Origin of the sequence: Cellvibrio sp. (genome assembly GCF_046347455.1) — a bacterium.
Lineage (GTDB): Bacteria > Pseudomonadota > Gammaproteobacteria > Pseudomonadales > Cellvibrionaceae > Cellvibrio.
Genome location: NZ_JAXMGC010000009.1, coordinates 43,391 through 67,658, shown reverse-complemented (window position 1 = coordinate 67,658; position 24,268 = coordinate 43,391). Strand labels below are relative to the sequence as shown.

The following is a 24,268-nucleotide window of genomic DNA, read 5'->3' as shown; positions in this document are numbered from 1 at the left end:
GAGAATTTGAAGGGGAGGCAAGCTACCAGATAATAAAACAGGGTGCCAGCGATTTTTTGCCTGCCGCTTTATAAGCGTTAAAGATAACCCAAAATCGCTCAAAATGTGGTTCAATCCTGCGCAATTGTTACTCTTTCGCTCATCCTGATTCACCCTCATCCCTATCTTATTAGTATGACTAACCACCCCAAAAATAATCAGTTATTTTCCGCACACTTGGTTCAGCGCTACAAACGCTTTTTGGCGGATATCGTTTTGCCGACAGGTGAAACCATTACGGTGCATTGCCCGAACACGGGTTCGATGAAAAATTGTATAGCGCCCATGGCTCCCTGTTGGTATTCCGTGTCTGAAAGCGCGGCCCGTAAATATCCACAAACCTTGGAGGTGGTGACGACCCCAAGTGGAGATTTGGCTGGAATTAATACCGCGCGATCTAATGGTTTAGTTGAACTTGGTATTCGCTCAGGTGTGATTGCGGAGTTGCAGGGCTACGAAACAATTCGACGCGAAGTGTTATATGGAAACGAAAAATCACGCATCGATTTTTTGCTGGAACGCGTGAACGAAAAATGCTTTGTTGAAGTTAAAAACGTAACCCTTATGGAAGCCAGCGGCCAAGGATTGTTTCCCGATGCCGTCAGCGAGCGCGGCACTAAGCATTTGCGTGAGTTGATGCAAATGGTGAGCGATGGACATAGAGCCGTTTTATTATATTGCGTGCAGCATACCGGAATAAATTGGGTCGAACCCGCCGATGCAATTGATCCGCTCTACGGAAAAACTCTGCGTGAAGCAATTGCGGTGGGTGTTGAAGTAATTGCGTATAAAGCGGAAATTAAACCGGAATTGAACGTGATTTTTCTGCAGAAAAAGTTGGAAATAAAAACCTAAACCTCCTCCAATTCCCATCCAAAATGCGGAACTGGAGGAGGGATATAATTAAGCTGCAGCTTGCAAAATTTTGCGTGTCACTTCAGCTGTAATATCACCATGCTCACCCAACGGATTTGGGTTGTGTTTGATAACATTTTCTACCAGTGCAGGAATGGAGCTTCCATCCAAACCGTAACCTTTGAAGGTCGTGGGGACTTCCATTTGCTCGAAGAAATTTTTAGTCGCTGCAATAGCCGCATCAATTAATTCATCTTCGTTTGCGTTATTCAAATTCCAAACACGCTTACCGTATTGAATCAACTTACCGCGTTTTTGATTGCGTTGTTGATTCATTACGGAAGGCAACACAATCGCCAAGGTTTGCGCGTGATCCAAACCGTGCATTGCCGTGAGTTCGTGACCAATCATGTGCGTTGCCCAATCTTGCGGAACACCAACACCAATCAAACCGTTCAATGCCATGGTGGCAGCCCACATAACATTTGAACGGATTTCGTAATCGGTTGGATTCGCCAAAGCTTTAGGACCTTCTTCAATCAAGGTCATCAACAAACCTTCCGCAAAACGGTCTTGTACTTTTGCGTTCACGGGATAAGTCAAATACTGCTCCATGATGTGAACGAAAGCATCCACAACACCGTTTGAAATTTGGCGCGGTGGTAATGAGTAAGTTGTGGTTGGATCAAGAATAGCGAATTGCGGATAAACCAGTGGGCTACCGAATGCGAGCTTTTCTTGTGTCGCTGCTTTGGTCACCACAGAGTTACCGTTGCTTTCTGTTCCGGTTGCTGGAAGTGTGAGCACGCAACCAATGGGTAATGCACTGGTAACGGGTGCGTGTTTTTCCAAAATATCCCATGGCTCGCCATCGAAGTTCACGCCAGCTGCAATTAATTTGGTGGCGTCCACAACGCTACCGCCGCCAACCGCCAGTAAGAAATCAAGGTTTTTTTCTTTGATCAATGCAATCGCTTTTTGGCAGGTTTCGTAATGTGGGTTTGGCTCTATACCTGAAAATTCAAAAAAGGTTTTACCTTCCAGCGCTTTAATCACTTGGTCGTACACGCCATTTTTCTTAATGGAACCGCCGCCGTAAGTTAAAAGAACGCGAGCGTTTGCGGGAATCAAATCGGCAAGTGCACTAATTTGGCCTTCGCCGAACACAATTTTGGTTGGGTTGCTGAAGCTGAAGTTATTCATGATGAAATCCTCGTGGCGAGTAAAAAAACGGAATGTAAATCAACGGTGGCAATAAGGTGAGTTTATTTACCCATGTTTACCGATTAGGTGAGGCTGGGCCGCCTTTGGTTGATTTTTACGAGCGGTTCGGAATCTTTAAATTTAACGATTTAAAAAAATCATGTCATCAACGAGCGTAAAATTCACGGCGTTTAATTTTTTTCCCATACATGGGCCAGTGACGCAAGCGCCGGTTTCAATGACAAAAAGCGCACCGTGGTTTGCGCATTGGATCATGGTACGGCTGTGATCTAAAAAAGTATCTTCGACCCATTCAAGCGCAACGCCAATATGGGGGCAAGAATTGATGTAAATGTAAATCTGATTTTGTTTTTTAACGGCGAAATATTTTTCGCCGTTGCATTCAAAGCCTTTGCTGCCGTTTTCGGGAATGTTGCTCGCCAGTAAACCAGTGGGCAGTATTTTAGGTTCGATCATCTTGGTGGTGCGGCGAGGGTTAACGTGCGTTTTATGACTTTGCCTTCGCGTACCAATTGAATTTCAACCGTATCACCGGGCTTATGGGTTTCCAGAATGCTCATATAGGTGTCGTTGTTGGGAGTGAGTTTTCCGTCGATAGCGACAATCACATCACCTAATACAAGTTGACCCCAATTGTTGCGCGACACACCACGTAAACCAGCCGCCTGAGCGGGAGAATTGTTGAATACACGCAAAATCGGCAAGCCTTCTATACCGCTTTGCAATGCCCATTGTTCCGGGGCAGATTCAAAACCCATCACGGGGCGAATGATGCGGCCGTTTTTGATGAGCTGGGGCACAACGTCTTTAACGGTATTCACCGGAATAGCGAAACCTATGCCTGCGCTGGCACCACTCGGGCTGTAAATCATGGTGTTTACGCCAATAAGCTGGCCTTGAGAATTCAGTAATGGGCCGCCCGAATTGCCGGGGTTGATAGCGGCATCCGTTTGAATGACGTTGCCAATTTTGCGTTGGTTTGGGGATTCAATTTCACGCCCCAGAGCGCTAACGACGCCAGTGGTTAGTGTTGCGTCCAAACCAAACGGGTTGCCGATGGCTAAGACTTTACGCCCAACAGACAGCTGACTGGAATCGCCCAAGGGTAAGGCAATCAGCTTCTCATTGGGTGCGGTAATTTTAAGTACGGCGAGATCACGTTCCGGTGCCAAGCCAACCACTTTTGCGGGCCAAGAAGATTGATCCTGTAACGTGATCATCACCTTATTGGCACCTTCAACTACATGGTAATTGGTGACTATGTAGCCTTCGGTGTTCCACACAAAGCCAGTACCTGAGCCGGCTGGAACGCTCATGATGTCCCATGAACGCGGGTCGCGCGCCAGTTGCTCGTTGGTCACGAACACAACGCTGGGGCGAGCATGCTCGAACACTTGCATGCTGTTGCGTTCATCGTCAGTGGCGAATTCCGGCGCGGCTTTGGCTGTAGTCGCCATAGCCGCCAATCCAAATACTAAACCGCGTAACCATTTAGAACCTGGCATTCCTTAAGCTCCTGATACCTTTTACTGTGTTGCAGGTTGGTGAGAGTTACAGGTAACTATTAGGACAGACTTTGGCGCAAAGAGTCCGGGCTGTTGTGGCCATTGCGCAAAGCTTGGATACGGTCTTCCAAGGGCGGATGACTCGCAAACAAACGGCCCATACCACCGGAAATACCAAAGGCTTGCATGCTGGCGGGCATTGAGGTTTGGCCGCTTTCAACTTGCAAGCGTTGCAGAGCACGGATCATAGCGTTGCGATCAGCTAGGTTCGCACCGGCTTCGTCAGCACGGTACTCACGGTAGCGGGAGAAGGCAGCAACGATCATAGATGCCAAAATACCGAACACAATTTCTGCGACGAATGAACCTACGTAATAGCCAATGCCGGGACCGCTGCTTTCGCTGTCGCGGTTACCTTGAAGGGCACGGTCAATGGCAAAGCCAACGATACGGGCAAAGAACATCACAAAGGTGTTTACGATGCCTTGAATCAAACTCAAGGTAACCATGTCGCCATTCGCAACGTGACCGATTTCGTGGGCAAGTACAGCACGCACTTCGTCACGCTCAAAACGTTGGAGCAAGCCGAGACTTACCGCAACCAAAGCGTCATTACGGTTCCAGCCAGTCGCGAAAGCATTGGATTCTTGTGCAGGGAAAATGCCTACTTCAGGCATTTTGATACCTGCTTTTTGGGCGAGATCTGCAACTGTATCCACCAACCAGCGTTCATCAGCGTTGCGTGGATTTTCAATCAGCTCGACGCCCATGGAGCGTTTTGCCATCCATTTGGAAATAAATAGGGAGATGAAGGAGCCGGTAAAGCCAAACACGGCGCAGAAGATAAACAGGCTTTGCAGGTTCAGTTGGCCGTGGCTGATGAACTTACCTACGCCCAACAGATTAATCACAATACCCGCAACGATCATGATGGCGAGGTTGGTTAATAAAAATAAGCCTATGCGTAACACAGTGAATCTCCTCAAGTGAATAGTGAATTGCCCGATAAGACAATCTATCACCTATATATGTTCACTTGGACGAAATTCAACGCAGCAGGAACGGTAAATAAAACGACAATTCACCGTTGCGGGCTTCAGGGCAAAATCAGGTTATTGTTTTGCGAGCAACTGGTTGTTGAGCTGATTGATCTTGGAGGCCATTTCTTCAATTAAGCCCATGCAGATTTGGGGTTGGTGATCGATCAAATCAACAAATTCTTCTTTGCGTACCGCCAACACTGTGCAATCGCTAGTCGCGATGACTGAGGCGATACGTGGTTGGCGGGTGAATACGGCGAGCGCACCGAAAATTTCATTGGTGTTAATCTCCCCAACTTTTACGCCGTCACACACCGCGTCCGCGCTACCGTCCAGTAAGGTATAAACCTTATCGGCTTCGTCGCCCTGCCGGATGATGACTTCACCTTTGTGAAAATGAATAAACCCGGCTTGTGGTTGGAATTCGGCGCGAATTTCTTGCGCTAAAGCGTTTTGGAAGAAGGCAACGTTACACACCAGATAATGCGCCCAGTTTTTTTGGAGCTTCAGGTCTGCGTTGACGTGTGCGATTAGCTCATCGCGCTCGTAGGGGACAAGCTGAACCTTATCGATGCAGCTAAATACGCCTTCATTCAGGTTAAGCGAGCGGGTCAATCCAATAAGATCGCCTTCTTCGAAAACCGCCACGAGTTTGCCGCGGACGCGGTAATACACTTGGCCTTCTGTGATTAATAGCAGGCGTGTAGAAGGCTGGTTAGCAAAAATATCGTTACTAACACTGATCTCAATGGGGTTTGCTACTGGCAACAGGTTTTGCAGAAACAGTTCCGTCAAACTGCGAGATTTAACCGCTATATCAGAGATTGAGTCGGATTGTTTGGTTGGTAAATGCATGGCACCCTCAGTAAAAGCTACACAAATTATTACTTAAGTGTAGCGTGTTACTGAGGAAATTCTGCGCACAACGCCCCAGACTTGAGAATTTAAGGGTCGTGTTACCCGACCGCGTGTGCTTCGTGATTTACTATGCCGTTCTCAGCTTCATTCACTAGCTGAAGCTTTAATTCCGGTGAGAGATCGTTCCAATGTACATTCATCAATGCACCCTGCAAGGCGTAAAGCATGACTTTGGAAACGTTGATGTCGCGCGCTTTTATTCGTAGGTAAGCTTCTACAGCGCCAATCTTTTTTAAGTCTGCATAGGTATTGATTCCTACCGCATGCAGAATGTTAACTGACGCCATACCGAGGTTTTTCAACTGTAGTAATTCACTGCTGCTTGCCATCTTGAAGATCCTGCTCCGTACAATTGAGTTATGATTATTTCCCCGCTATCTATAAATATCCATTTATAGTCAGTCCTTATAGTAACCTGTTAATGCTGCGCCGCAAGTTTTAATTCTTCACGGCGCCCATAACGGTTTAACAAAGGTGCAAACATGAAATTGGGTACACCAAACGCCCTCGACCAAGAGGTTAAAACACCTTTGTTGCCGGATTGTGACCTAATTGGCGAAACTGATCAACATTTAGTCAGGTTGTTTGATAATGGACCAATGATCCATCCCGGAATCACAGATGCTGTTCAGGCTCTTCGGCAAAAAGCCTCGAATGCCGGTTTTGACATGCGTATCGCCAGCGGTTTTCGCAGTTTCGATCGACAGCTGCTCATTTGGAACAATAAGGCACTAGGGTTGCGCCCGGTGTTGGACGATGTGGGGCGGCCGGTTGATATGAGCCAATTGAATGATGACGAAAAGGTTTTCGCCATTTTGCGTTGGTCCGCTTTACCGGGTGCATCAAGACATCATTGGGGCACAGATGTTGACGTCTACGATGCCTCGCGCATGCCGGATCACTACGAGTTGCAATTAACCACAGAAGAAACCGAAGGTGATGGCGTTTGTGCGGAGTTTCACCAGTGGCTAACGGTAGAGTTACAGGATAATCCAAGTGAGTTTTATCGCCCCTATGTAAAGGGTGTTGGAAGCATTTCCCCCGAGCCTTGGCATTTAAGCTACGCGCCACTCGCACGAATATTTGCAACACAATTGACGGAATCTGTATTGCGCGAAAAGTTGCAGACAACGGACATTGCCTTGAAAGATAGTGTGCTGAAACTCTTACCCACTATTTACCAAAACTACATAAAACCTTATCAACTTTAATGAGAATCCATGAGCGACTCCGTCTTGCCTAATTCAAATAAAAAGCGCGGCATTATCAGTTGGATGTTTTACGACTGGGCGGCACAACCTTTTTTTACTGTTGTACTTACTTTTATTTTCGGCCCCTATTTTGTGTCGAGATTGGTGGCGGACCCCACTGCTGGGCAAGCCGCCTGGGGTTATACGGTAACGATTTCTGGCATAGCAATCGCGTTGTTGTCGCCTGTAATGGGGGCCATTGCCGACGCATCCGGTTCGCGCAAAAAATGGATTGGCTTTTTCGCGGTAATAAAAATTTCTTCGCTTATGTTCTTATGGTTCGCCGCGCCCGGCTCTGCACTTTGGCTACCTATGTTATGCATTATTCTGGCGACCATAGCAGCAGAATTTTCTATTGTATTTAACGATTCCATGTTGCCGCGTTTGGTCAATAAAACGGAAGTAGGGCGCTTGTCTAATAGTGCGTGGGGTTTGGGATACGCAGGAGGTTTGGTTGCGCTTTTTATCGTCTTGTTGTTACTAGCGGGGAACCCTGCAACAGGAAAAACATTAATTGGATTAACTCCTCTATTTGGTTTGGATGCATCGGCCGGTGAAGACGCTCGCATTACCGGCCCCTTAGCGGCGCTTTGGTATTTTGTTTTTCTCATTCCATTATTTTTGTTTACGCCAGACACAAGTACTGGTTTGCCGTTTAATACCGCGATTAAACACGGCTTGAGTGAATTAAAACAAACCTTACTGGAACTAAAAGATCGCGCACCCGTGTTGAAGTTTTTGGCGGCGCGTATGCTGTACCAAGATGGTATCAATGGCTTGCTCGCACTCGGTGGCACTTTTGCGGCGGGCATGTTTGGTTGGAAAACCGTTGAGATGGGCGTATACGGAATTTTGCTTTTGGTCATCGCCATATTCGGCTGCTACTTTGCAGGAAAACTTGATGTTCGAATGGGTTCAAAAAAAGTAGTCTCTGTTAGCCTCGTTTGTTTGATTATTGCAACGCTCGGCATTGTGTCTACCGGGCCGGGCTATACCTTGTTTGGATTATTGCAATTATCGCAGGCAGATTCAGGCGGTTTGTTTGGAACAGCAGCCGAAAAAGCCTATGTGCTTTTTGGTTTATTGATTGGGTTGGTGTTTGGCCCCGCGCAAGCGTCGTCCCGTTCCTTTCTTGCGCGCAGTGTTAGTGTGGAAGAAGCGGGGCGTTATTTCGGTTTGTACGCATTTGCGGGGCGCGCAACCTCTTTCTTTGCGCCTTTGTCGGTTGCAACACTGACAGTCCTTACCGATTCTGTACGAATAGGTATGTGCGCATTAATTGTGTTTTTAGTTGCAGGTTTCGCGTTGTTATTAATTGCACCTTATCCTGCAGTTGATAACGCAAAAGCGTCTTTGTCTCCAGTGAATATTGAGTAAGAAATTTTATGTTGGTTATTTTTGATTGTGATGGTGTGTTGGTCGATAGTGAAATTTTGTCGGCGCAAGTTTTTTCAGAATGTCTTGCTGAACGTTACGGAATTCACGTCAGCCCTTATTATTCGCTGGAGTCTTATCGCGGCAAATCAGTGCCTGATTGCATCAGCATGATTACCGCTGAGTTAACCGAAAAGTTAAGTTGGCAAGACGTTCCGCAAGCAGAGCGCGATGAGCGCGGCAGAGCCTTTTGGCGTCACGTACAATTACAAACCTTGGTTGCTTGTGATGATCGCCTGTTTGCCGTTGAAGGTGTTGAGTCCGTATTGAAACAATTGCAAGCACGCGGCGTTCCGTTTTGCGTTGCCTCAAACGGTAAACATGAAAAAATGGCCGTTACCTTGGTGAAAACGAATTTAATGCCCTATGTAGACGGCAATATTTTTAGCTTTGAAGATGTTGCTCGCGGCAAACCTGCGCCAGATTTATTTTTACACGCCGCAAAAACCATGAATGTTCCCGCCGCACAGGCAATTGTGGTGGAAGATTCGCTCACCGGCGTTATGGCCGCCAAAGCAGCGGGCATGCGTGCGCTGGCTTATTGCCCGCCCGATCATGATGGCAAGCCAAATAGCTTGGTCCCGCAAATGCAAAACTTGGGTGCAAAATGTTTCTTCCACATGGATGAACTCATAGCACTCATATTTGAAACTCAATAGTTGGATACGGCAGTGAAGATTGCGTCCTTATCAAGCTCTACCGCTAATTCGGCACATTTCGATGTCTGGAAAATAATTCGTGCAGAGGCCGAGGTGGCGAGCCAGCAGGAACCCGTGTTGGCAAGTTTTTATCACGCGGCCATTTTGAATCACGCTGATTTTCAGGCGGCTATTAGCTTTCATTTGGCGAATAAACTGGATTCGCAGGCCATGCCCGCGTTGATGATTCGCGAAGTATTTGTGGAAGCCATGAATGCAGATCCGTCGATTGAAATTGCCATGCGCGCGGATATCTGCGCGCACCGTGAACGCGACCCGGCCTGCAGCACTTATTCAATGCCATTGCTTTTTTTTAAGGGCTATCAGGCATTACAAACTCACCGCATCGCCCATTGGTTATGGACGCAAGGCCGCCAATGCTTGGCGTTATTTTTACAGAACCAAATTTCGCAGCAGTTTGATGTAGATATTCACCCCGGTGCCACAATTGGCAAAGGCATTATGGTTGATCACGCCACTGGCGTAGTCATGGGTGAAACTGTGGTGATGGAAGATAATGTATCGCTGCTGCACGGTGTAACGCTCGGTGGTTCGGGCAGTGCCAAAGGTTTGCGTCACCCTATTATTCGACGCGGTGTGCTTATTGGCGTAGGCGCAAAAATTTTAGGGCGAATTGAAATTGGTGAAGGGGCAAAAATTGGAGCAGGAAGTTTGGTGTTAGAGCCGGTTGCTCCACACACAACCGTCGCTGGGGTGCCGGCTAAAGTTGTGGGCAAGCCCGTGGTCGCTGAGCCAGCCTTGAATATGGATCATCGTTTAACAGAAGATTAAAAAAGAAAAATAAGATTGACGGAATGCGGAGGGAGGAGCCTTTGATAACCAAAGGCTAAACCAATTTAAGTTCTTGCTCGCTATTGCCATCTTGCAGCCAAGCCAAAACGGATTGACGACTTTTCAGCATGTTCTCGTAAGTTTCGATGACAACGCTATTGGGGATTTTTTGTTTCTTCATCAAGTTAATGCGGTGCTGCAGAAAAGCAATGTCCTGCTCCACTTTGGTCTGCACACTGGATGCTTCTTTGAGCTCTCCGTTCACCACAATCTTGCGTTGGTACAAAGCATTCATTTAACAACTGCTCCTTTAGTAAATGCTTAACTGCTAAATTCGGCTATGGTTAGAGTATGGTTTGGTATTTTGGGCTTGCCACAAGCGATTGATACCTTTTTGGAACATATACCAAGGTTCATATGGCTAAACAGTGATTTTGATGCCGCATAAGAGTGCATCTGTGCGAAGATAATAAAAATTTGTGAACGAGTTAACAAAATTATGAGCGATCAACAATTCGACATTATTTTTCGTGGAGACATCGTTTTGGGTCACCAATTGGCCGATGTGAAGTTGCGGCTGCAGCAATTATTTAAAGCTGATGCGGCGAAAATCGATACGCTCTTTAGTGGCCGCCCAGTTCCCCTGAAACGCGGTTTGGATTTAGCGAGTGCGCAAAAATATAAAGAGGCGCTGATCAAAACGGGCGCTCAGGTTGATGTTGTGCCTATGGGCGAAACTCGTCCTGCTCCTGCTCCTGCTCCTGCTCCTGCTCCTGCTGCGCCTGCACCCGCTGCTCCGCTAACGCTTGCACAACGATTAGCTCAGCAAGAGGAAGTGGCCAAACGTGAGGCAGAAGCGGCAGAAGCACGCGAAGCCGCCCGGCGAGAACAAGCTGCGAAAGACGCTGCGCAAAACCCAACGCCTCAATTCGGCTGGAGCTTGGCGCCAGTAGGTTCCGATTTGTTGCAAGCTGGTGAAAAGAAAATTGAAGAGCCGCGCGATATAGATACAAGTGCGATTAGCTTGCGCCCCGAAGGCGGCGATATTTTGGATGCAAGTGAAAAAGCGCCTGCACCTGTTGCAACGGTTGTTGCGCCTGATTTTGGGATTGCGGACGTGGGTGCCGATTTAATTGCGCCAGATGAAAAATTGGATTTACCTTTGCTAGAAATCGAACTCGAAGATTGGACCTTGGCTGATTTGGGAGAGGATTTGATTGCCGCCACTGAAAAGCCCATCGTTCAAGCACCGGTAATTCATATTCCTGAGGTTGGCCTTGCTCCTGTGGGAGCAGATTTGGGGCAATTAAAATCGCAAGTTCAGGTTGTTATTCCTGATACGAGCGGGCTTCGCTTAGTAGATTGATGCAGATTTCAATCGAGCGCGGTTATTAACTAAAAATATCGCCGCGCTTAGTTGCCTTAAGCTTTAGCAAGAGATTTGTGTAAGAAAGTTTTTGTCCAAGAGCGCATTCATGCAATCACCTGTGTTCAATATCCACGATTTAATTCTTGTCCTAACACTGGCCGTGTGTTTGTTGCTGGTGGTTTTTCAATTGTTACTGTCCCAACAAAAAGAAATAGCATCGCGTTTGTTGTGCACCTTTTTTCTGTGTGTTGGTGTTAATGCATTGTGCAATCTATTGCTATGGAATAACTACTTGCACATTGAATCGCCCTTGTTGAAATGGTTGCTGGCGTTCGGGTTGAGCTTAAGCGTCGTAGGGAAAAGTAGTAGTCTTTTTCTTTACGTGGATTCGCTAACGCGCGCAAATTTTCGATTTGGTGGGTGGCAGGCAATCCATTTATTTAACGTTTGTGTTGTTATTGGTTTGTTGTTTTTTGGTCGTATTGATAGCGATCAATTACGTTACACCTCCGCTACACAAACGGCGTTTACCGTTAAGGTAACCAGTCTTTTGTGGCATTACCTAAAATTTATAACCGTTATTTACGCGGCGAGTGCGGTGTGGATAGTGTGGCGATACAAGCAACAACTTAAGGCATTTTATTCCAGCTTGAGTATGGAAGGGCCGCAGTGGTTAATGCTGCTGACTTTGGGCTTTGCGTTGAATTGGTTTTGGTCGCTGGTGGTTCACATTCTGGGTGAATCGGTGGGCATTAGCCGAGCAGATAGCTTGGGCATTTTGGATAACTACATTACTTTTATTTTGGTTAACGCCTTGTTTGTTTACAGTTTGCTTTACGCGCACCAATTGCTTGAGACCAAACCGGTAGAAACCAAAAGCATTGACCTTGGAAACCCAGAAGCCGAAAGCCAACCAAAAGAAAAAACTGCCGCTGTCGCTGAGCATTCGCCTGAGTTGATTAATCGCATTCGCGAAGGGATGGATGTTCAACAGCTTTATCTAAGGCCAACCTTGAATATTGAAGAGTTCGCCAAACAGGTAGGTATTCATTACCGCGAAGTATCGGCGATTATTAACCAGCATTTCGAGACGAATTTTTTTGAATTCGTAAATTCCTATCGCGTCAACAAAGCCAAAGCAATGTTGGTTGATCCAGCTTATGAAGATAAAACAATCTTAGAAATTTTGTTGGAGTGCGGCTTCAACAGCAAGTCATCCTTCCACCGTTTTTTTAAACGCTATACTGGAATGTCAGCGGCGGATTATCGAAAACAACACGCCGCTGGTTCATCATTAAACTCGTCTACGAATCAGTAACAGGCTTGCAAGACCTGCTAATTCAATCCACCCAATCGCACCTCCGCCGGAAGAACCGCCGCCGCTCGAACCACCAGAATTGTTCGTTGGTGTCGAGGACGCTTGTGCGGATGAAGCGCTAGAAGAAGCAAGGCTTGAAGAGGTTGCATTTGAAGATGCTGCGCTCGATGAAACGGAACTCGACGAACTCGCAACGGAAGAGCTTGTCGCCGCTGAACTGGAAGTCTTGCTGGAACTGCTGGTTGAGCTCGTGTCATCCGCAGGAGCGTTTCCGCTAAAGCCAGTCGCGCCTTCTTTAGTCAAAGCCAGCACCAAAATACCGTCTTTCACCACTATATTTTCCGGCACAAAGTCCACGCGGTTTTCATCAAATGTCCAGTTGGCTTTACCCCAACGGCTGCTGTCAAAGCTATTGAAGTCATCGCGCCAGCCACCTTCAAATGTTTTGGTGGTTGTGTTGTAAGCTTTGTAATCCAAGTAGTTGATGAACTGATAAACCGGTAATTGGCTGTCATCAAACGGGCCAACCCAAGTTTCGGCAATCGACGACCACAAGTTAAAGCGAATGGATTGAGGGTTGGTCAAACTGGTTACTGTGCTGGTGCCGTTTATACGTCTGACTTCAGCGCCATCCAAATACCAAGCCACGTAGTCGGGTGTCCATTCCAGCGTGTAGGTGTGGTAAGCGTCTGCCAGTGAGCTTGCGGCGGTATGGACGACTTCGGTTTTAAGTGTTGGGCGCTGGGTGCCCAAAATAATATTGCTTTGCCATTCGGTTGCGTTGTTTTTGCCGAAGACTTCTATATCAATTTCCTCCCAAAAGGTATTCGCAACTTCTGAGCCGTTTTTGTAGGTGAAGAAAGTAGACAGGACGCCGCTTGCTTTGGCGACGCGCATACGCATTTCATAGCGGCCGTATTGGTAGCTTTGGTTGGAGTAGAGTTCGGCACCTTTGTATGGCTTGGCGATGCTTTGGTTCATAACCAAAGTGCTGGCCAAGCCCAGAAGGAAAGCAGACAAACGCAAATAAGAACGCATGGTAAAGCCTCATAAAAAATGGGTGGTAAAAGCTTACCACCCGAGTTGGAACAGTTTTCTGTGGTTAAATCTTGGTGAGCTTAATCCAGTCGATATTAAAGCCGCCGGTGTTGGCGTATATCGCCAGGCTTTGTACGCCCGCCGTTAAAGAAACGTTGTGTGAGATGGTGGTGTATGTTCCCCATCCGCCCGTGTTAGGCACGCTGATGGTGCCCAAGCCAACGCCGCTTTTATCCAGCGTGAATTGCGCAGTGGTGACGGCTGATGCCACGCGGTATTCGACCTTGTAGGTACCTGTGGCGGGGATGTTTATGTTGTTATATTTCATCCACTCGCCTGCATCTATATAGCCCACGGTGCCACCAGAAACGGTCACGCTACCGCCCACTTGGTTAAAGCTTTCTGCTTCGATAAATACGCTCGGCGCCGGAGTAGAGCCTCCATCGGCAGGTACGGTTCCGTTAAAACCGGTCGCGCCTTCTTTGGTTAAAGCCAGTACCAAGGTTCCATCTTTTACGACGACGTTATTGGTATCGAAATCCGCGTAGTTTTCCGCGAATGTCCAGTTGGCTTTGTTCCAACGATTGGTGTCAAAACTGTTGAAGTCATCGCGCCAGCTGCCAGTGGTGGTGAAGCTGTTGGTGGATGCGTTGTAAGGTTTGTATTCGATGTAATTAACGAACTGGTACACCGGTAAAATATTAGGATCAAACGCGCCCACCCATTCAGCAATATTGGCCGCCCAGATGTTAAAGCGGATGTCTTGGTTGCTAGTCAGGCTGGTTACAAACTGGCCGCCATTGATACGACGAACCTGTCCGCCATCCACGTACCAGGCAATGTAGCTGGGTGTCCACTCCAACACATAGGTGTGGTAGCCGTCGCCCAGTGAGGATGTGGTGTGCAAACCCTCGGTTTTTGTTGTTGGGCGGTTGGAGCCGATGATGACGTTGCTTTGCCATTGGGTTGCGTTGTTTTTGCCAAAGACTTCTATGTCTATTTCTTCCCAGAAGGTGTTGCCGATTTCTGATCCATTTTTGTAGGTGAAGAAAGTAGAAAGCACGCCGCTACCCTTGGCGACCTTCATACGTACTTCGTATCGACCATATTTATAGGTTTGCTTGGAGTAGATTTCTGCTGCTTTATAGGGTTTTGCCTGAAGGCTTGTGGCGAACAGGCTGGCGGCCAACAGCGCTGACCAACCCAGCAACCTTGAGAGTTTTAACATGTTGAGTACCTTTATTGGTTATTAGACGACTCTATGGGTTAATGAAAGACTCTTTTCGCGCGAACTATGGAGAAGCTCGCCAGTTCATGGTGGTATCCCGCCGCATTTTTTGCGCACCAGTTTGCGCAAACTGCTTAAGCTGGTGCCTTACAGTGTGGTTCGCGTTACTTTCGGTAAAGTCACCACTTTTGTTTTTGCGGGATGTGGAAACTGATTGAGCGAAAACTCCGGCATCGTCGTATCAACCCCATCAGCATGAGCGTGGAGTTTTCATGAAACAGTTTTTAGTGGTGGGTGGAACATCGGGGATTGGCTTGGCGGTAACGCTCGCGCTTATCAATCAGGGGCATGGCGTACACGTATGGGCACGCACCCCAACCCAAATCCAAGGCGCAGAGGTCTGCGAGAATGACGCTACCGCGAGCTTGGATGTCAGTTCGTTACCCGAGCGGCTGGATGGTGTTGTTTACTGCCCCGGCAGCATTAACCTCAAGCCGTTTCATCGCCTAAGCGCGGAAGACTTTGTGCATGATTGGCAAGTTAACGTCATGGGTGCAGTGAATTGTTTACAGGCTGTACTGCCGTACTTGAAGAAGGCGGAGCGTGCGAGTGTTGTGCTGTTTAGTACGGTTGCCGTGGGTGTTGGAATGCCATTTCACGCGAGCATCGCCAGCGCTAAAGGCGCGGTAGAAGGGCTTACAAGATCACTGGCGGCAGAGTGGGCACCCAAAATCCGTGTGAACGCCATAGCGCCATCGCTCACGCAAACACCGCTCGCCCAAAAGCTGTTAGCGACTGAAGAGAAAGTGGAAGCCGCTGCCAAGCGACATCCGCTCCAGCAGATTGGTTCACCAGAAGATCTCGCGGCCATGGTGAGTTTTTTACTGGGCGACGAGTCTAAATGGATGACGGGGCAGATTCTCCATATAGATGGAGGCCTATCCTCAGTTAAGACATCGTGATGGATGTTTGTGATAGCTGAAAAGAAAAACGGCCGCTCAATGCGGCCGTTTTTGGTTTTGCTTGTTAGGCATCGTCTTTTTGGTGGAAAGGCGCGTACCAGCAGATCAGGAAAGAGGGGATGGTCGCAATCATCACAAAGATGAAGTAATTGATGTAACCCATCATTTGCTGCAAGTAGCCACTCACCATACCGGTCAAAATCATACACAGCGCCATTAACGCAGTACCAAACGCGTAGTGGGTGGTTGCGTATTTGCCCGGTGCCAATTGCTGCATGAGGTAAATCATGAAGCCGACAGACCCGATACCAAAGAAGAATTGCTCAATAATCACGCCGCTAGCAATTAGGAAGTAACTTTGGGGGTGGAAAATCGCCAACAACAAGAAGGTGATGTTGGGTACGTTAATGCAAATACACAGTGGGAAAAGTGCCGTTTTCAGCCCTCGCTTGGCCACGTACAGGCCGCCGATGAAGGAGCCGATAATGTTGGCGATAAGGCCAAACACTGAGTAGATCAAGCCAAGCTCTTGGTTAGACATAGCCAAACCGCCGTTCGTCACAGAATCCTTCATAAAGAGCGCGCTTGGTGCGAGCAAGAAGCCGTAACTGATGCGGAATAGGAACGCGAAACCAATCATTAACCAAATACTTTTCTTTTGGAAAAAGGTAACGAAAGCGTCGATCAACATTTCCACGGCTTTAGTGGCATTTGGCGGAGCATTCTCCGACTTCGCACCATCAGGCATGTGCTTGTAGTGCCACGCCGCCATCACCAACATAACAACACCTAACAATACAAAGGCTGCTTGCCACGAATCAATCCATTGCGGGCCGTTAACTAAAGGATCGTGCTTGAACACGTATTGATGCATCACACCAGTGAAAATAACGATACCGCCGGTGATGGCGAGCTTACCAAGGTTCCAGCTGAAACTTTGAATGCCGCAATAAGTGGCTTGTTGCTTGTTGTTGAGCGAGGTTACATACACACCGTCACAGGTGATGTCTTGTACAGAGCCAATAAAAGAAATGACCCAGAAAAGCACCATCATTGGGATGAAATAGTTGGGTAAGCCTAGTACCAAGGCGATTCCAATAAACCCGACACCTTGCAAAACCTGAGTTAAAAGTACAAAGAATTTTTTGGTTTTGTACATTTCCAAAAAGGCCGCGAATGCGGGTTTGAAGGTGTAAGCCAAACCGAGTGCACTTGCGTAACCCGCAGCTTGCGCGTTATCCATGCCCAAATTACTAAACATAATCACGCAGGCTGCGGTGAGAATGTTGTAGGTGAGCGCCATAGTGAAGTAGCCGGAAGGCACCCACAAGATTGGGTTCTTGGTACTGGTTGTCATGTCGTTTTTCCGCTTTATTTGAGGTGGATACGCACCAATTTTTTAGAAGTTGGGTTGATAGTGCGCAGATCTATTCTTTTTGTATGTAACACTTTTCCGTAGCGCTTTTATTTTACTTTTTATCTCTCAATTTTTTTAAAGCTTATATTTATAGGTAAAACATAACGGCCGCGCGAGGCGGCCGTTGATAATGCATTAGTTGCCTGCTTTGTAGCGTTCGGCTGCATCAAGGATTTCCTTACGTGCAGCTTCCAAATCGCCCCAGCCTTCAACCTTAACCCACTTACCTTTTTCGAGATCTTTGTAGTGCTCAAAGAAGTGTTCAATTTGTGAAAGAACAACAGGTGGTAAATCGGCAGATGATTTCACGTGGCTGTAGAGTGTGGTGAGCTTGTCGTGCGGAACAGCAAGGATTTTTGCGTCTTCGCCGGCTTCGTCGGTCATTTTCAACACAGCGATTGGGCGGCAGCGAATCACGGAACCCGCTTGTACTGGTTGTGGGAAAAGTACCAATACGTCAGCGGCATCGCCATCACCACAAAGAGTTTGTGGAATGTAACCGTAGTTTGCTGGGTAGTGCATGGGGGTGCTTACCAAACGATCAACAAACAGGGCATCGGCGTCTTTGTCGATTTCGTACTTGATGGCGCTGTTCATGGGGATTTCAATCACAACGTAGAAGTCGTCTGGAAGGCTCTTGCCCGCCGGTACTTTTTCAAAACTCATATTGCAGTTCCTAAAGGAGGTTGTCGTAAAAAATAATCGGTGCGGATTCTACCACAAGAATTTGCTGGCAATGAGCGCTAAAACCCCGAGCACTGTTACCCCGATAAGCAGCCATTTCCACGAGCTAGGCGAGGATTCTTCGTAGGTTGGCTCAGTGCGGTTGCCGGGTGAGGTCGGGCGCGTTTTAAAACGCTTGGGCTCGTTACTGGCTTGTTTACGCTCAACAGGCTTGCTGATGCTATCTATAGATGCGCGAATACGCGTTTTGTTACCGTCCACATCCGGCGCCACCAAGCGAAAGGTGTATACATCCAAGCGTAAACGGTCACCATTTTGCGCGACAGCCTCGGTAACTTGCTTTTCATTAAGGAAGGTGCCGTTCGAGGAGCCCAAATCTTTTACAAGCAGGTTTGAGCCTTGAATCTTCAGTTCCGTGTGACGGCGCGACAAATGCGTGCCGGGGATGGTGATATCGCACTGATCGGTGCGGCCAATCACAACAGTGCGCTCCGGCATGATGATAAAAGTCTTACCCGGTAGCCAACTGCTATCTGAAACCAGACGCCAAGGCGCAGATTGCATAGGTTCGTCATCGTTAAGCTTACGAGGGTCGAGCACAATCAGCTCGATTTTGCCTAAACGCACTATGTCGCCTGGAAGGATCTCTTTTTGGGTAATGCGTTGACCGTTGATAAAGCAGCCGCTGGTGCTGTTGTTGTCTTTAAGAACGTATTTGCCATCCTCCAAAACGAGTTTCGCGTGTACAGGATCGAGGCTTTGGTCTTGGATGGTGAGTTGGTTGTCGTGTGATGATCCAATGCTATACAGCTTCTCCGTCACCCAAACTGCAGGTTGGCGGTTATCCTTGAAATGTAGTTTCAGCATTGACGATTCCGTTGGGCGAATGTGACGTTTTATAATAAACGCGATTGTAGCAATTCACATTAGGTTTGTTTATGACCATTTCGAATGACTTGTCGTCAGAATCATCATTGTTAAGTAATAAAGTGATTATTCATTACTGCAACCAATGTCGCTGGATGCTTCGCTCTGCCTGGTTAGCACAAGAGCTGCTCTCTACTTTTGATGGGGATTTGCACGAAGTGACCCTAAAGCCTGGCACTGGCGGTGTATTTGAAGTCTGGCTAAATGGTGAGCTGATTTGGGAACGCAAGCGCGACAATGGTTTTCCAGAGGCTAAGGAACTCAAGGTTCGCGTGCGCGACCTGTTGTGGCCGGATAAACCCTTGGGTCATATTGATGGTCACACCAAGTCAAAGACTGACGGCGCAGAATAATTCGCCTGTTAATTTCCTGTTCAGTTGCCGGCCTGATAATTGTCACCCTTTGCGGTGAAGCCATTAATAAAGATTCTCATCGCTGGCACGCTCCCTCATAATAGCTATAGGTTTTTGCTATCCGCTGGTGAGTTTGCACAAATTCTCATATGTCATTCGCTTCTCGCCGTAGAAACTGACTAACCGGTTTCTTAAAACATTGAGTTAATTGAAAAGGTTTTTCCCCTCATGTCAAATCGACTGCAAAAGTTTCACAACACTGTTGCTTCACTTTACGAATCCACCATTATCAAACGCCCCTTTGCAGTTCTAACATTTTTGTTCGCCCTGACAACGCTGGCGATTTTGGGTTTACCCAATTTTAAATTAGATGCTTCTGCGGATTCGCTTACCTTAGAACACGACGACACCATCGATTACTTTCGCGAAATTAACCAACGCTACCAGCGCGGCGATTTTTTGGTGGTGACTTACTCGCCCAAAGCGGAAATGTTTTCTGACGAATCCATCAATACTTTAAAAAACCTGCGCGATGATCTGGCGAAAGTGGAAGGCGTACAAAGCGTCAATTCCATGATCGACGTTCCGCTCATTTACAGTCCTATGCGTTCGCTTGCCGAACAAAAGGAATCGACGCGCACTTTGTTAACCCCCGGCGTAGACCGCGCACAAGCTAAACAGGAATTTTTAACCAGCCCCATCTATCGCAACATGCTATTGAGCCCAGATGGTAAAACGACAGCATTGTTGATGAATCTCGACGTTAACAATCACGCTATTGAACTCGTACGTAAACGCGACGCGTTACGTGCAAAACGTGATGCCGACGGTTTAAGTTCTGAAGAAAAAATAGAATTGGAGCGCGTGTCAGAAGAGTATCTGCAATACCGTACGGCCGCTGCCGCAACGGATAGCGCTCGTGTAGAAATCGTTCGTCATATAGCCGCCAAATATCACGACCACGCCGAAATCTTTTTAGGCGGTGTGACTATGATTACTTCCGACATGCTCACCTATATTAAGAGTGATTTGATTGTATTCGGCGTAGCCTTGGTTGCATTTATTGTATTTGTGCTCGCGATTATTTTCCGTCAGTGGCGCTTTATCATTTTGCCTTTGGCGACTTGCTTAACTTCGGTTGCGCTCATGCTCGGCTGGCTCAGCTGGATCGATTGGCGGCTAACGGTTATCTCATCAAATTTCGTGGCGCTGTTATTGATTATGGCGTTCGCGTTCACTATTTATGTTGTGGTTCGCTACCGCGAGATTCATGCAAAGCACGCCGATTGGTCGCAGGCGCATTTGGTAATGGAAACCGCTAAAGCCATGGTCGAGCCGTGCTTATATTCCGCGCTCACCACCATCGTTGCATTTATGTCTTTAGTGATGAGCGGTATTCGCCCGGTGATTGATTTCGGCTGGATGATGACCATCGGCCTCACAGTCGCGTTTATTTTATCGTTTGTGATTGTGCCTGCGGGTTTGATGTTATTGCCAAAAGGCGAACCGCGTGATGGCGGTGACAAGTCCGCAAAATTAACCTTGCCTTTCTCACGCATGGCGGAGTTCCATGGTGGAAAAATTGTATTGATCACCATTCTTCTTTCGCTCGGTTCCGTGTGGGGTTTGAGTAAGCTGGAAGTTGAAAACCGTTTTATCGATTACTTCCATTCCGATAGCGAAATCTATCGCGGGCTTTCGGTTATCGATAAACAATTAGGTGGAACCGCCACTCTGGAAATTATTTTGGATGCACCTAAAGTACCCGCCGTTACTGAAAAAGCTGACACAGCCGCGACTGCCGAAGAAGATCCATTCGCGGAGCCAGCACAAGCAAAAGCGAGTGCCGATTCAGATGATCCTTTTGTTGAAGCAGGTTCGTCCAGCGAAGCCAAAGCCGTTCCAAAAAGTTACTGGTTTAGCGTTGGCGGTTTAGATCAAATCAAGCAGCTGCATGATTACCTTGAGAGTTTGCCAGAGGTGGGTAAGGTTCAATCTTTAGCGATTAGCTACCAAGTTGCGCAAGATATTAATGGCGGTAAGTTAAACGATTTTGAACTGGGCGTTATGCGCAGCGCTTTATCGAAAGACATTAAAGATATTTTGATTGCACCTTATTTGTCCGATGAAAAGCAGCAAGCGCGCATTACTTTGCGCGTAAAAGAAACTACGCCTAATTTGCGCCGCGCGGAGCTGGTAGAGCGTATCGGTCACTACGCTACTGAACAAATGAAGTTGCAACCAGAACAAGTTCACTTCACGGGCATGCTCACGCTTTACAACAACATGTTGGCAAGTTTGTTTGAGTCGCAAATCAAAACCATATTTGTAGTTTTCATTTCCATTATGCTGATGATGTTGCTTTTGTTCCGTTCCATCAGTATCGCTTTGATTGCAATCTTCCCCAATATTTTGGCCGCGGGTATCGTATTGGGCGGTATGGGTTTAGCAAAAATTCCGTTGGATATGATGACTACTACCATTGCGGCAATCGTCGTCGGTGTTGGTGTGGATCAGGCGATTCAATATATCTATCGCTTTAAAGAAGAGTTCGCGCACTGCGGAAGTTATATCGAATCTATGCATCGCTCTCATGCATCTATTGGCCGCGCCATGTTTTATTCGTCTGCAACCATTGTGATCGGTTTTTCTATTCTCGCGCTGTCGCAATTTATCCCGTCGATTTATTTTGGTGTTTTAACATCCTTTGCAATGTTTACGGCAATTATAGGAACACTCACTTTGCTGCCGAAGCTGCTGCTTATCTTCAAACCGCTTGGTCCAGAAAAAATCTAACCTACAAAAAATGGGTTCAGTTGAACCCCTTTTTTATTGGTGTTTTATTGTTTAATAATTCAACCTCTCGTGGCTGCTATTACATATAAAGATAATATTAAAGATGCAGCCCACAAAAATAATGAAAAAACTTTTTTGCTAGTGTCTTTATTTCCATTAAAGAAGTTGATTTTCAGCAGACCTATGAGCTGAAGCCCTAAGATTCCAGCCACAAAATACAAAACTAACGCCGAAATAAATAAAAAACTCATTCTCACTCCTTAAATACTCGTGTTGATCCTTTGCTTTAGCCTTGTCCAAGCATGAGTTTGTTTGGACAAGGCGTATAGTCACAACATTAATGTTGTGATGCTTCACTAATTCCTATGCCGGTTTGAGAGCGTACAAATTGCGTGTCGAAGGCTTCTTCCTCTGCTTTCGCATTCGCTGATTTATCGGTAATGGAGAAAATCCAAATTGCGATAAAGGCAACGCTTACGGAGAAAATAGCAGGATATTTAAATGGGAATATCGCCTTTTCATAATGTAAGGTATCAACCCAAACGGTTGGGCCAATCACAACTAACACTAACGCGGTAATCAAACCGAGAGTGCCGCCGATCACCGCACCGCGTGTGGTTAATTTGCGCCAGTACATGGAGAGCAACAGAATCGGGAAGTTCGCGCTTGCAGCTACGCAGAACGCCAAGCCCACCATAAAGGCAACGTTTTGGTTTTCAAACACAATGCCGAGCAATACCGCGATCACACCCAAGCACACAGTAGCAATGCGTGATGCCTGCATTTCTTTTTTCTCGTTGCGAACACCTTTAAGAACAAGTGTGGAATAGAGATCGTGAGAAATTGCGCTTGAACCCGCGAGCGTTAAGCCGGATACCACCGCGAGAATCGTTGCGAAAGCGACGGCAGAAATAAAGCCCAACAAAATATCGCCGCCCAACGCGTGCGATAAATGAATGGCCGCCATGTTGGTGCCGCCTACCAATTTACCGTCAGCAAAATAGCCTGGGTTATTGATAAGCAATACGATAGCGCCGAAGCCAATAATGAAGGTTAGTATGTAGAAATAACCAATAAAACCGGTGGCGTAAAATACCGAACGGCGTGCTTGAACGGCATCTTTTACGGTGAAGAAACGCATCAAAATATGCGGCAAACCAGCAGTACCAAACATCAGCGCCATGCCCAGAGAAATAGCAGAGATGGGGTCAGAAACCAACGTGCCGGGCGCCATAATCGCTGTACCTTTGGTGTGAACTTTAGTGGCTTCGGCAAACATATTTTCGAAGCTAAATCCAAAATGCCAAAGCACTAAAAGCGCCATTAAACTTGCGCCGGACAATAGCAGAATTGCTTTAATTAATTGCACCCAAGTTGTTGCCAACATGCCACCGAAGGTCACATAGAGTGTCATCAAGATGCCGACAATAATCACAGCTGATTGATAGGGAAGGCCAAAAAGTACTTCAATTAATTTGCCCGCACCTACGAGTTGGGCGATCAAATAAAAAATCACAGTCACAAGCGAGCCGCTAGCAGCGAGAATGCGGATGGGTTTTTGTTGTAAACGGAAAGAGGCAACGTCCGCAAAGGTATATTTGCCTAAATTACGCAGAGGTTCTGCGATGAGTAACAGCACAATGGGCCAGCCCACCAAAAAACCAATGGCGTAAATCAACCCGTCGAAGCCTGAGGTATAAACCAAACCGGCAATGCCTAGGAAAGACGCAGCTGACATGTAATCGCCAGCAATTGCCAATCCATTTTGGAAACCCGTAATCCCGCCACCCGCTGCATAAAAATCTGCAGTCGTTTTTGTGCGGCGCGCCGCCCAATAGGTGATTCCGAGCGTAACCAAAACGAAAGCCAAAAACATGCTGATCGCAGTCATGTTAACGGGCGCTTTAGGTGCTGAGTCGGCCCAAGCGGCAAGCGAAAAGAAACCTAAAGAGCAGGCGAATAAAGCTTTTAATTTCATTTCAACTCTCCCGCTTTTTGCGCAATCGCACGCGTGAGAGGTTCGATAACGCGGTTAGCGTAGCTTACGTAAATACCGGTAATAATCATGCAGAACACAATGATACCTAAGCCGAGTGCTACACCTATAGAGGTAACGCCCTTACCGATGGGGTTGCCTAGTGAGGCAGGCCAAAATGCAATAGCAAGGATGAGCGCGAAATAAGCCACTGTAACGGCGATTGAAAGCGGCCATACAATTTTTTTGCGTGCGCGTGTGAGCTCCGCGTATTCGGGCAGTCGCCGGATTTGGTCAGGTTGGTTCATGGATTTTTCCTTTTTATAAATAAGTTATAGTTGGTTGATGTTGGTCAGGTCTTTCGAAATTTGGCCGCCGGTGTCGCTGATGTTATTGTTATGATGCTTCTGTTTTCTTTCTTTCCTGTCGATTTCTATTTTCTGTTT

The 24,268-nt window shown here is 47.1% G+C and carries 25 protein-coding genes; 10 read left to right on the top strand and 15 right to left on the bottom strand.

The window, feature by feature from the left end:
* Positions 1–174 precede the first annotated feature (174 nt).
* Positions 175–894 (top strand): DNA/RNA nuclease SfsA, encoded by a 720-nt coding sequence (sfsA, locus tag U1F02_RS14795; RefSeq protein WP_409991185.1) that lies wholly within the window; start codon positions 175–177, stop codon positions 892–894.
* 48 nt (positions 895–942) lie between these two features.
* Here the strand turns inward: sfsA and U1F02_RS14790 are convergent, their stop codons facing one another.
* The 6 genes from U1F02_RS14790 to U1F02_RS14765 form a co-directional block, all read right to left on the bottom strand.
* Complete coding sequence (locus tag U1F02_RS14790) at positions 943–2,097, bottom strand: iron-containing alcohol dehydrogenase (protein ID WP_409991184.1); 1,155 nt, start codon at positions 2,095–2,097, stop codon at positions 943–945.
* Positions 2,098–2,238: 141 nt separating this feature from the next.
* The gene (locus U1F02_RS14785; protein WP_409991183.1) at positions 2,239–2,574 is read right to left on the bottom strand and encodes a Rieske (2Fe-2S) protein; all 336 of its coding nucleotides are present in this window, start codon (positions 2,572–2,574) and stop codon (positions 2,239–2,241) included.
* Positions 2,571–3,623 (bottom strand): S1C family serine protease, encoded by a 1,053-nt coding sequence (locus U1F02_RS14780; RefSeq protein WP_409991182.1) that lies wholly within the window; start codon positions 3,621–3,623, stop codon positions 2,571–2,573. Before U1F02_RS14780 ends, U1F02_RS14785 begins: the two co-directional genes overlap by 4 nt.
* Positions 3,624–3,682: 59 nt before the next feature.
* The gene (htpX, locus tag U1F02_RS14775) at positions 3,683–4,594 is read right to left on the bottom strand and encodes a protease HtpX (RefSeq protein WP_409991181.1); all 912 of its coding nucleotides are present in this window, start codon (positions 4,592–4,594) and stop codon (positions 3,683–3,685) included.
* Positions 4,595–4,735: 141 nt separating this feature from the next.
* Positions 4,736–5,518, bottom strand: coding sequence for a Crp/Fnr family transcriptional regulator (locus U1F02_RS14770; RefSeq protein WP_409991180.1), 783 nt, complete (start codon positions 5,516–5,518; stop codon positions 4,736–4,738).
* A 101-nt stretch (positions 5,519–5,619) separates the two neighbouring features.
* Positions 5,620–5,910, bottom strand: a complete 291-nt coding sequence (locus tag U1F02_RS14765; protein WP_409991179.1) for a TfoX/Sxy family protein — start codon at positions 5,908–5,910, stop codon at positions 5,620–5,622.
* A 153-nt stretch (positions 5,911–6,063) separates the two neighbouring features.
* Between U1F02_RS14765 and U1F02_RS14760 the strand changes: the two genes are divergently transcribed.
* From U1F02_RS14760 to cysE, 4 genes are read left to right on the top strand one after another with little or no spacing between them, the layout of a single operon-like run.
* Positions 6,064–6,792, top strand: a complete 729-nt coding sequence (locus tag U1F02_RS14760) for a M15 family metallopeptidase (protein WP_409991178.1) — start codon at positions 6,064–6,066, stop codon at positions 6,790–6,792.
* A 9-nt stretch (positions 6,793–6,801) separates the two neighbouring features.
* Positions 6,802–8,208, top strand: coding sequence for an MFS transporter (locus U1F02_RS14755; protein ID WP_409991177.1), 1,407 nt, complete (start codon positions 6,802–6,804; stop codon positions 8,206–8,208).
* Between the two features lie 8 nt (positions 8,209–8,216).
* A complete protein-coding gene (locus U1F02_RS14750; RefSeq protein WP_409991176.1) occupies positions 8,217–8,924 on the top strand; it encodes an HAD family hydrolase in 708 nt (235 codons plus the stop codon).
* A gap of 18 nt (positions 8,925–8,942) precedes the next feature.
* The gene (gene cysE, locus U1F02_RS14745) at positions 8,943–9,755 is read left to right on the top strand and encodes a serine O-acetyltransferase (RefSeq protein WP_409991205.1); all 813 of its coding nucleotides are present in this window, start codon (positions 8,943–8,945) and stop codon (positions 9,753–9,755) included.
* Positions 9,756–9,810: 55 nt separating this feature from the next.
* Here the strand turns inward: cysE and U1F02_RS14740 are convergent, their stop codons facing one another.
* Positions 9,811–10,050 carry a hypothetical protein gene (locus U1F02_RS14740; protein ID WP_409991175.1) on the bottom strand — a complete coding sequence of 80 codons (240 nt, stop codon included), beginning with the start codon at positions 10,048–10,050 and terminating at the stop codon, positions 9,811–9,813.
* 204 nt (positions 10,051–10,254) lie between these two features.
* Here U1F02_RS14740 and U1F02_RS14735 point away from each other — a divergent pair, with 204 nt between their 5' ends.
* On the top strand, positions 10,255–11,121 hold the full coding sequence (locus tag U1F02_RS14735) for a hypothetical protein (protein ID WP_409991174.1): 867 nt from the start codon (positions 10,255–10,257) through the stop codon (positions 11,119–11,121).
* A gap of 109 nt (positions 11,122–11,230) precedes the next feature.
* Complete coding sequence (locus tag U1F02_RS14730) at positions 11,231–12,442, top strand: helix-turn-helix domain-containing protein (protein ID WP_409991173.1); 1,212 nt, start codon at positions 11,231–11,233, stop codon at positions 12,440–12,442.
* On the opposite strand, the gene U1F02_RS14725 is transcribed toward U1F02_RS14730, so the two are convergent.
* Positions 12,419–13,480, bottom strand: coding sequence for a family 16 glycosylhydrolase (locus tag U1F02_RS14725; RefSeq protein WP_409991172.1), 1,062 nt, complete (start codon positions 13,478–13,480; stop codon positions 12,419–12,421). The genes U1F02_RS14730 and U1F02_RS14725 overlap by 24 nt on opposite strands.
* A 64-nt stretch (positions 13,481–13,544) precedes the next feature.
* On the bottom strand, positions 13,545–14,708 hold the full coding sequence (locus U1F02_RS14720; protein ID WP_409991171.1) for a carbohydrate-binding protein: 1,164 nt from the start codon (positions 14,706–14,708) through the stop codon (positions 13,545–13,547).
* 272 nt (positions 14,709–14,980) lie between these two features.
* Here U1F02_RS14720 and U1F02_RS14715 point away from each other — a divergent pair, with 272 nt between their 5' ends.
* Positions 14,981–15,670 (top strand): SDR family NAD(P)-dependent oxidoreductase, encoded by a 690-nt coding sequence (locus U1F02_RS14715; RefSeq protein ID WP_409991170.1) that lies wholly within the window; start codon positions 14,981–14,983, stop codon positions 15,668–15,670.
* 64 nt (positions 15,671–15,734) lie between these two features.
* Here U1F02_RS14715 and U1F02_RS14710 read toward each other — a convergent pair whose 3' ends face one another.
* The 3 genes from U1F02_RS14710 to U1F02_RS14700 form a co-directional block, all read right to left on the bottom strand.
* Positions 15,735–17,027 (bottom strand): MFS transporter, encoded by a 1,293-nt coding sequence (locus U1F02_RS14710; RefSeq protein ID WP_409991169.1) that lies wholly within the window; start codon positions 17,025–17,027, stop codon positions 15,735–15,737.
* 195 nt (positions 17,028–17,222) lie between these two features.
* Entirely contained in the window at positions 17,223–17,753 is a 531-nt protein-coding gene (gene ppa / locus U1F02_RS14705; protein WP_409991168.1) for an inorganic diphosphatase, read from the bottom strand.
* A 48-nt stretch (positions 17,754–17,801) separates the two neighbouring features.
* On the bottom strand, positions 17,802–18,638 hold the full coding sequence (locus tag U1F02_RS14700) for an FHA domain-containing protein (protein ID WP_409991167.1): 837 nt from the start codon (positions 18,636–18,638) through the stop codon (positions 17,802–17,804).
* Positions 18,639–18,709: 71 nt separating this feature from the next.
* Here U1F02_RS14700 and U1F02_RS14695 point away from each other — a divergent pair, with 71 nt between their 5' ends.
* A complete protein-coding gene (locus U1F02_RS14695; protein WP_409991166.1) occupies positions 18,710–19,051 on the top strand; it encodes a SelT/SelW/SelH family protein in 342 nt (113 codons plus the stop codon).
* A 228-nt stretch (positions 19,052–19,279) separates the two neighbouring features.
* Positions 19,280–21,847, top strand: a complete 2,568-nt coding sequence (locus U1F02_RS14690; protein ID WP_409991165.1) for an efflux RND transporter permease subunit — start codon at positions 19,280–19,282, stop codon at positions 21,845–21,847.
* Positions 21,848–21,906: 59 nt separating this feature from the next.
* Here the strand turns inward: U1F02_RS14690 and U1F02_RS14685 are convergent, their stop codons facing one another.
* The 3 genes from U1F02_RS14685 to U1F02_RS14675 form a co-directional block, all read right to left on the bottom strand.
* Positions 21,907–22,098, bottom strand: coding sequence for a hypothetical protein (locus U1F02_RS14685; protein WP_409991164.1), 192 nt, complete (start codon positions 22,096–22,098; stop codon positions 21,907–21,909).
* An 86-nt stretch (positions 22,099–22,184) separates the two neighbouring features.
* A complete protein-coding gene (locus U1F02_RS14680; RefSeq protein ID WP_409991163.1) occupies positions 22,185–23,825 on the bottom strand; it encodes a cation acetate symporter in 1,641 nt (546 codons plus the stop codon).
* Complete coding sequence (locus tag U1F02_RS14675; protein ID WP_409991162.1) at positions 23,822–24,130, bottom strand: DUF485 domain-containing protein; 309 nt, start codon at positions 24,128–24,130, stop codon at positions 23,822–23,824. The genes U1F02_RS14680 and U1F02_RS14675 overlap by 4 nt, the downstream gene beginning before the upstream one ends.
* Between the last annotated feature and the right edge of the window lie 138 nt (positions 24,131–24,268).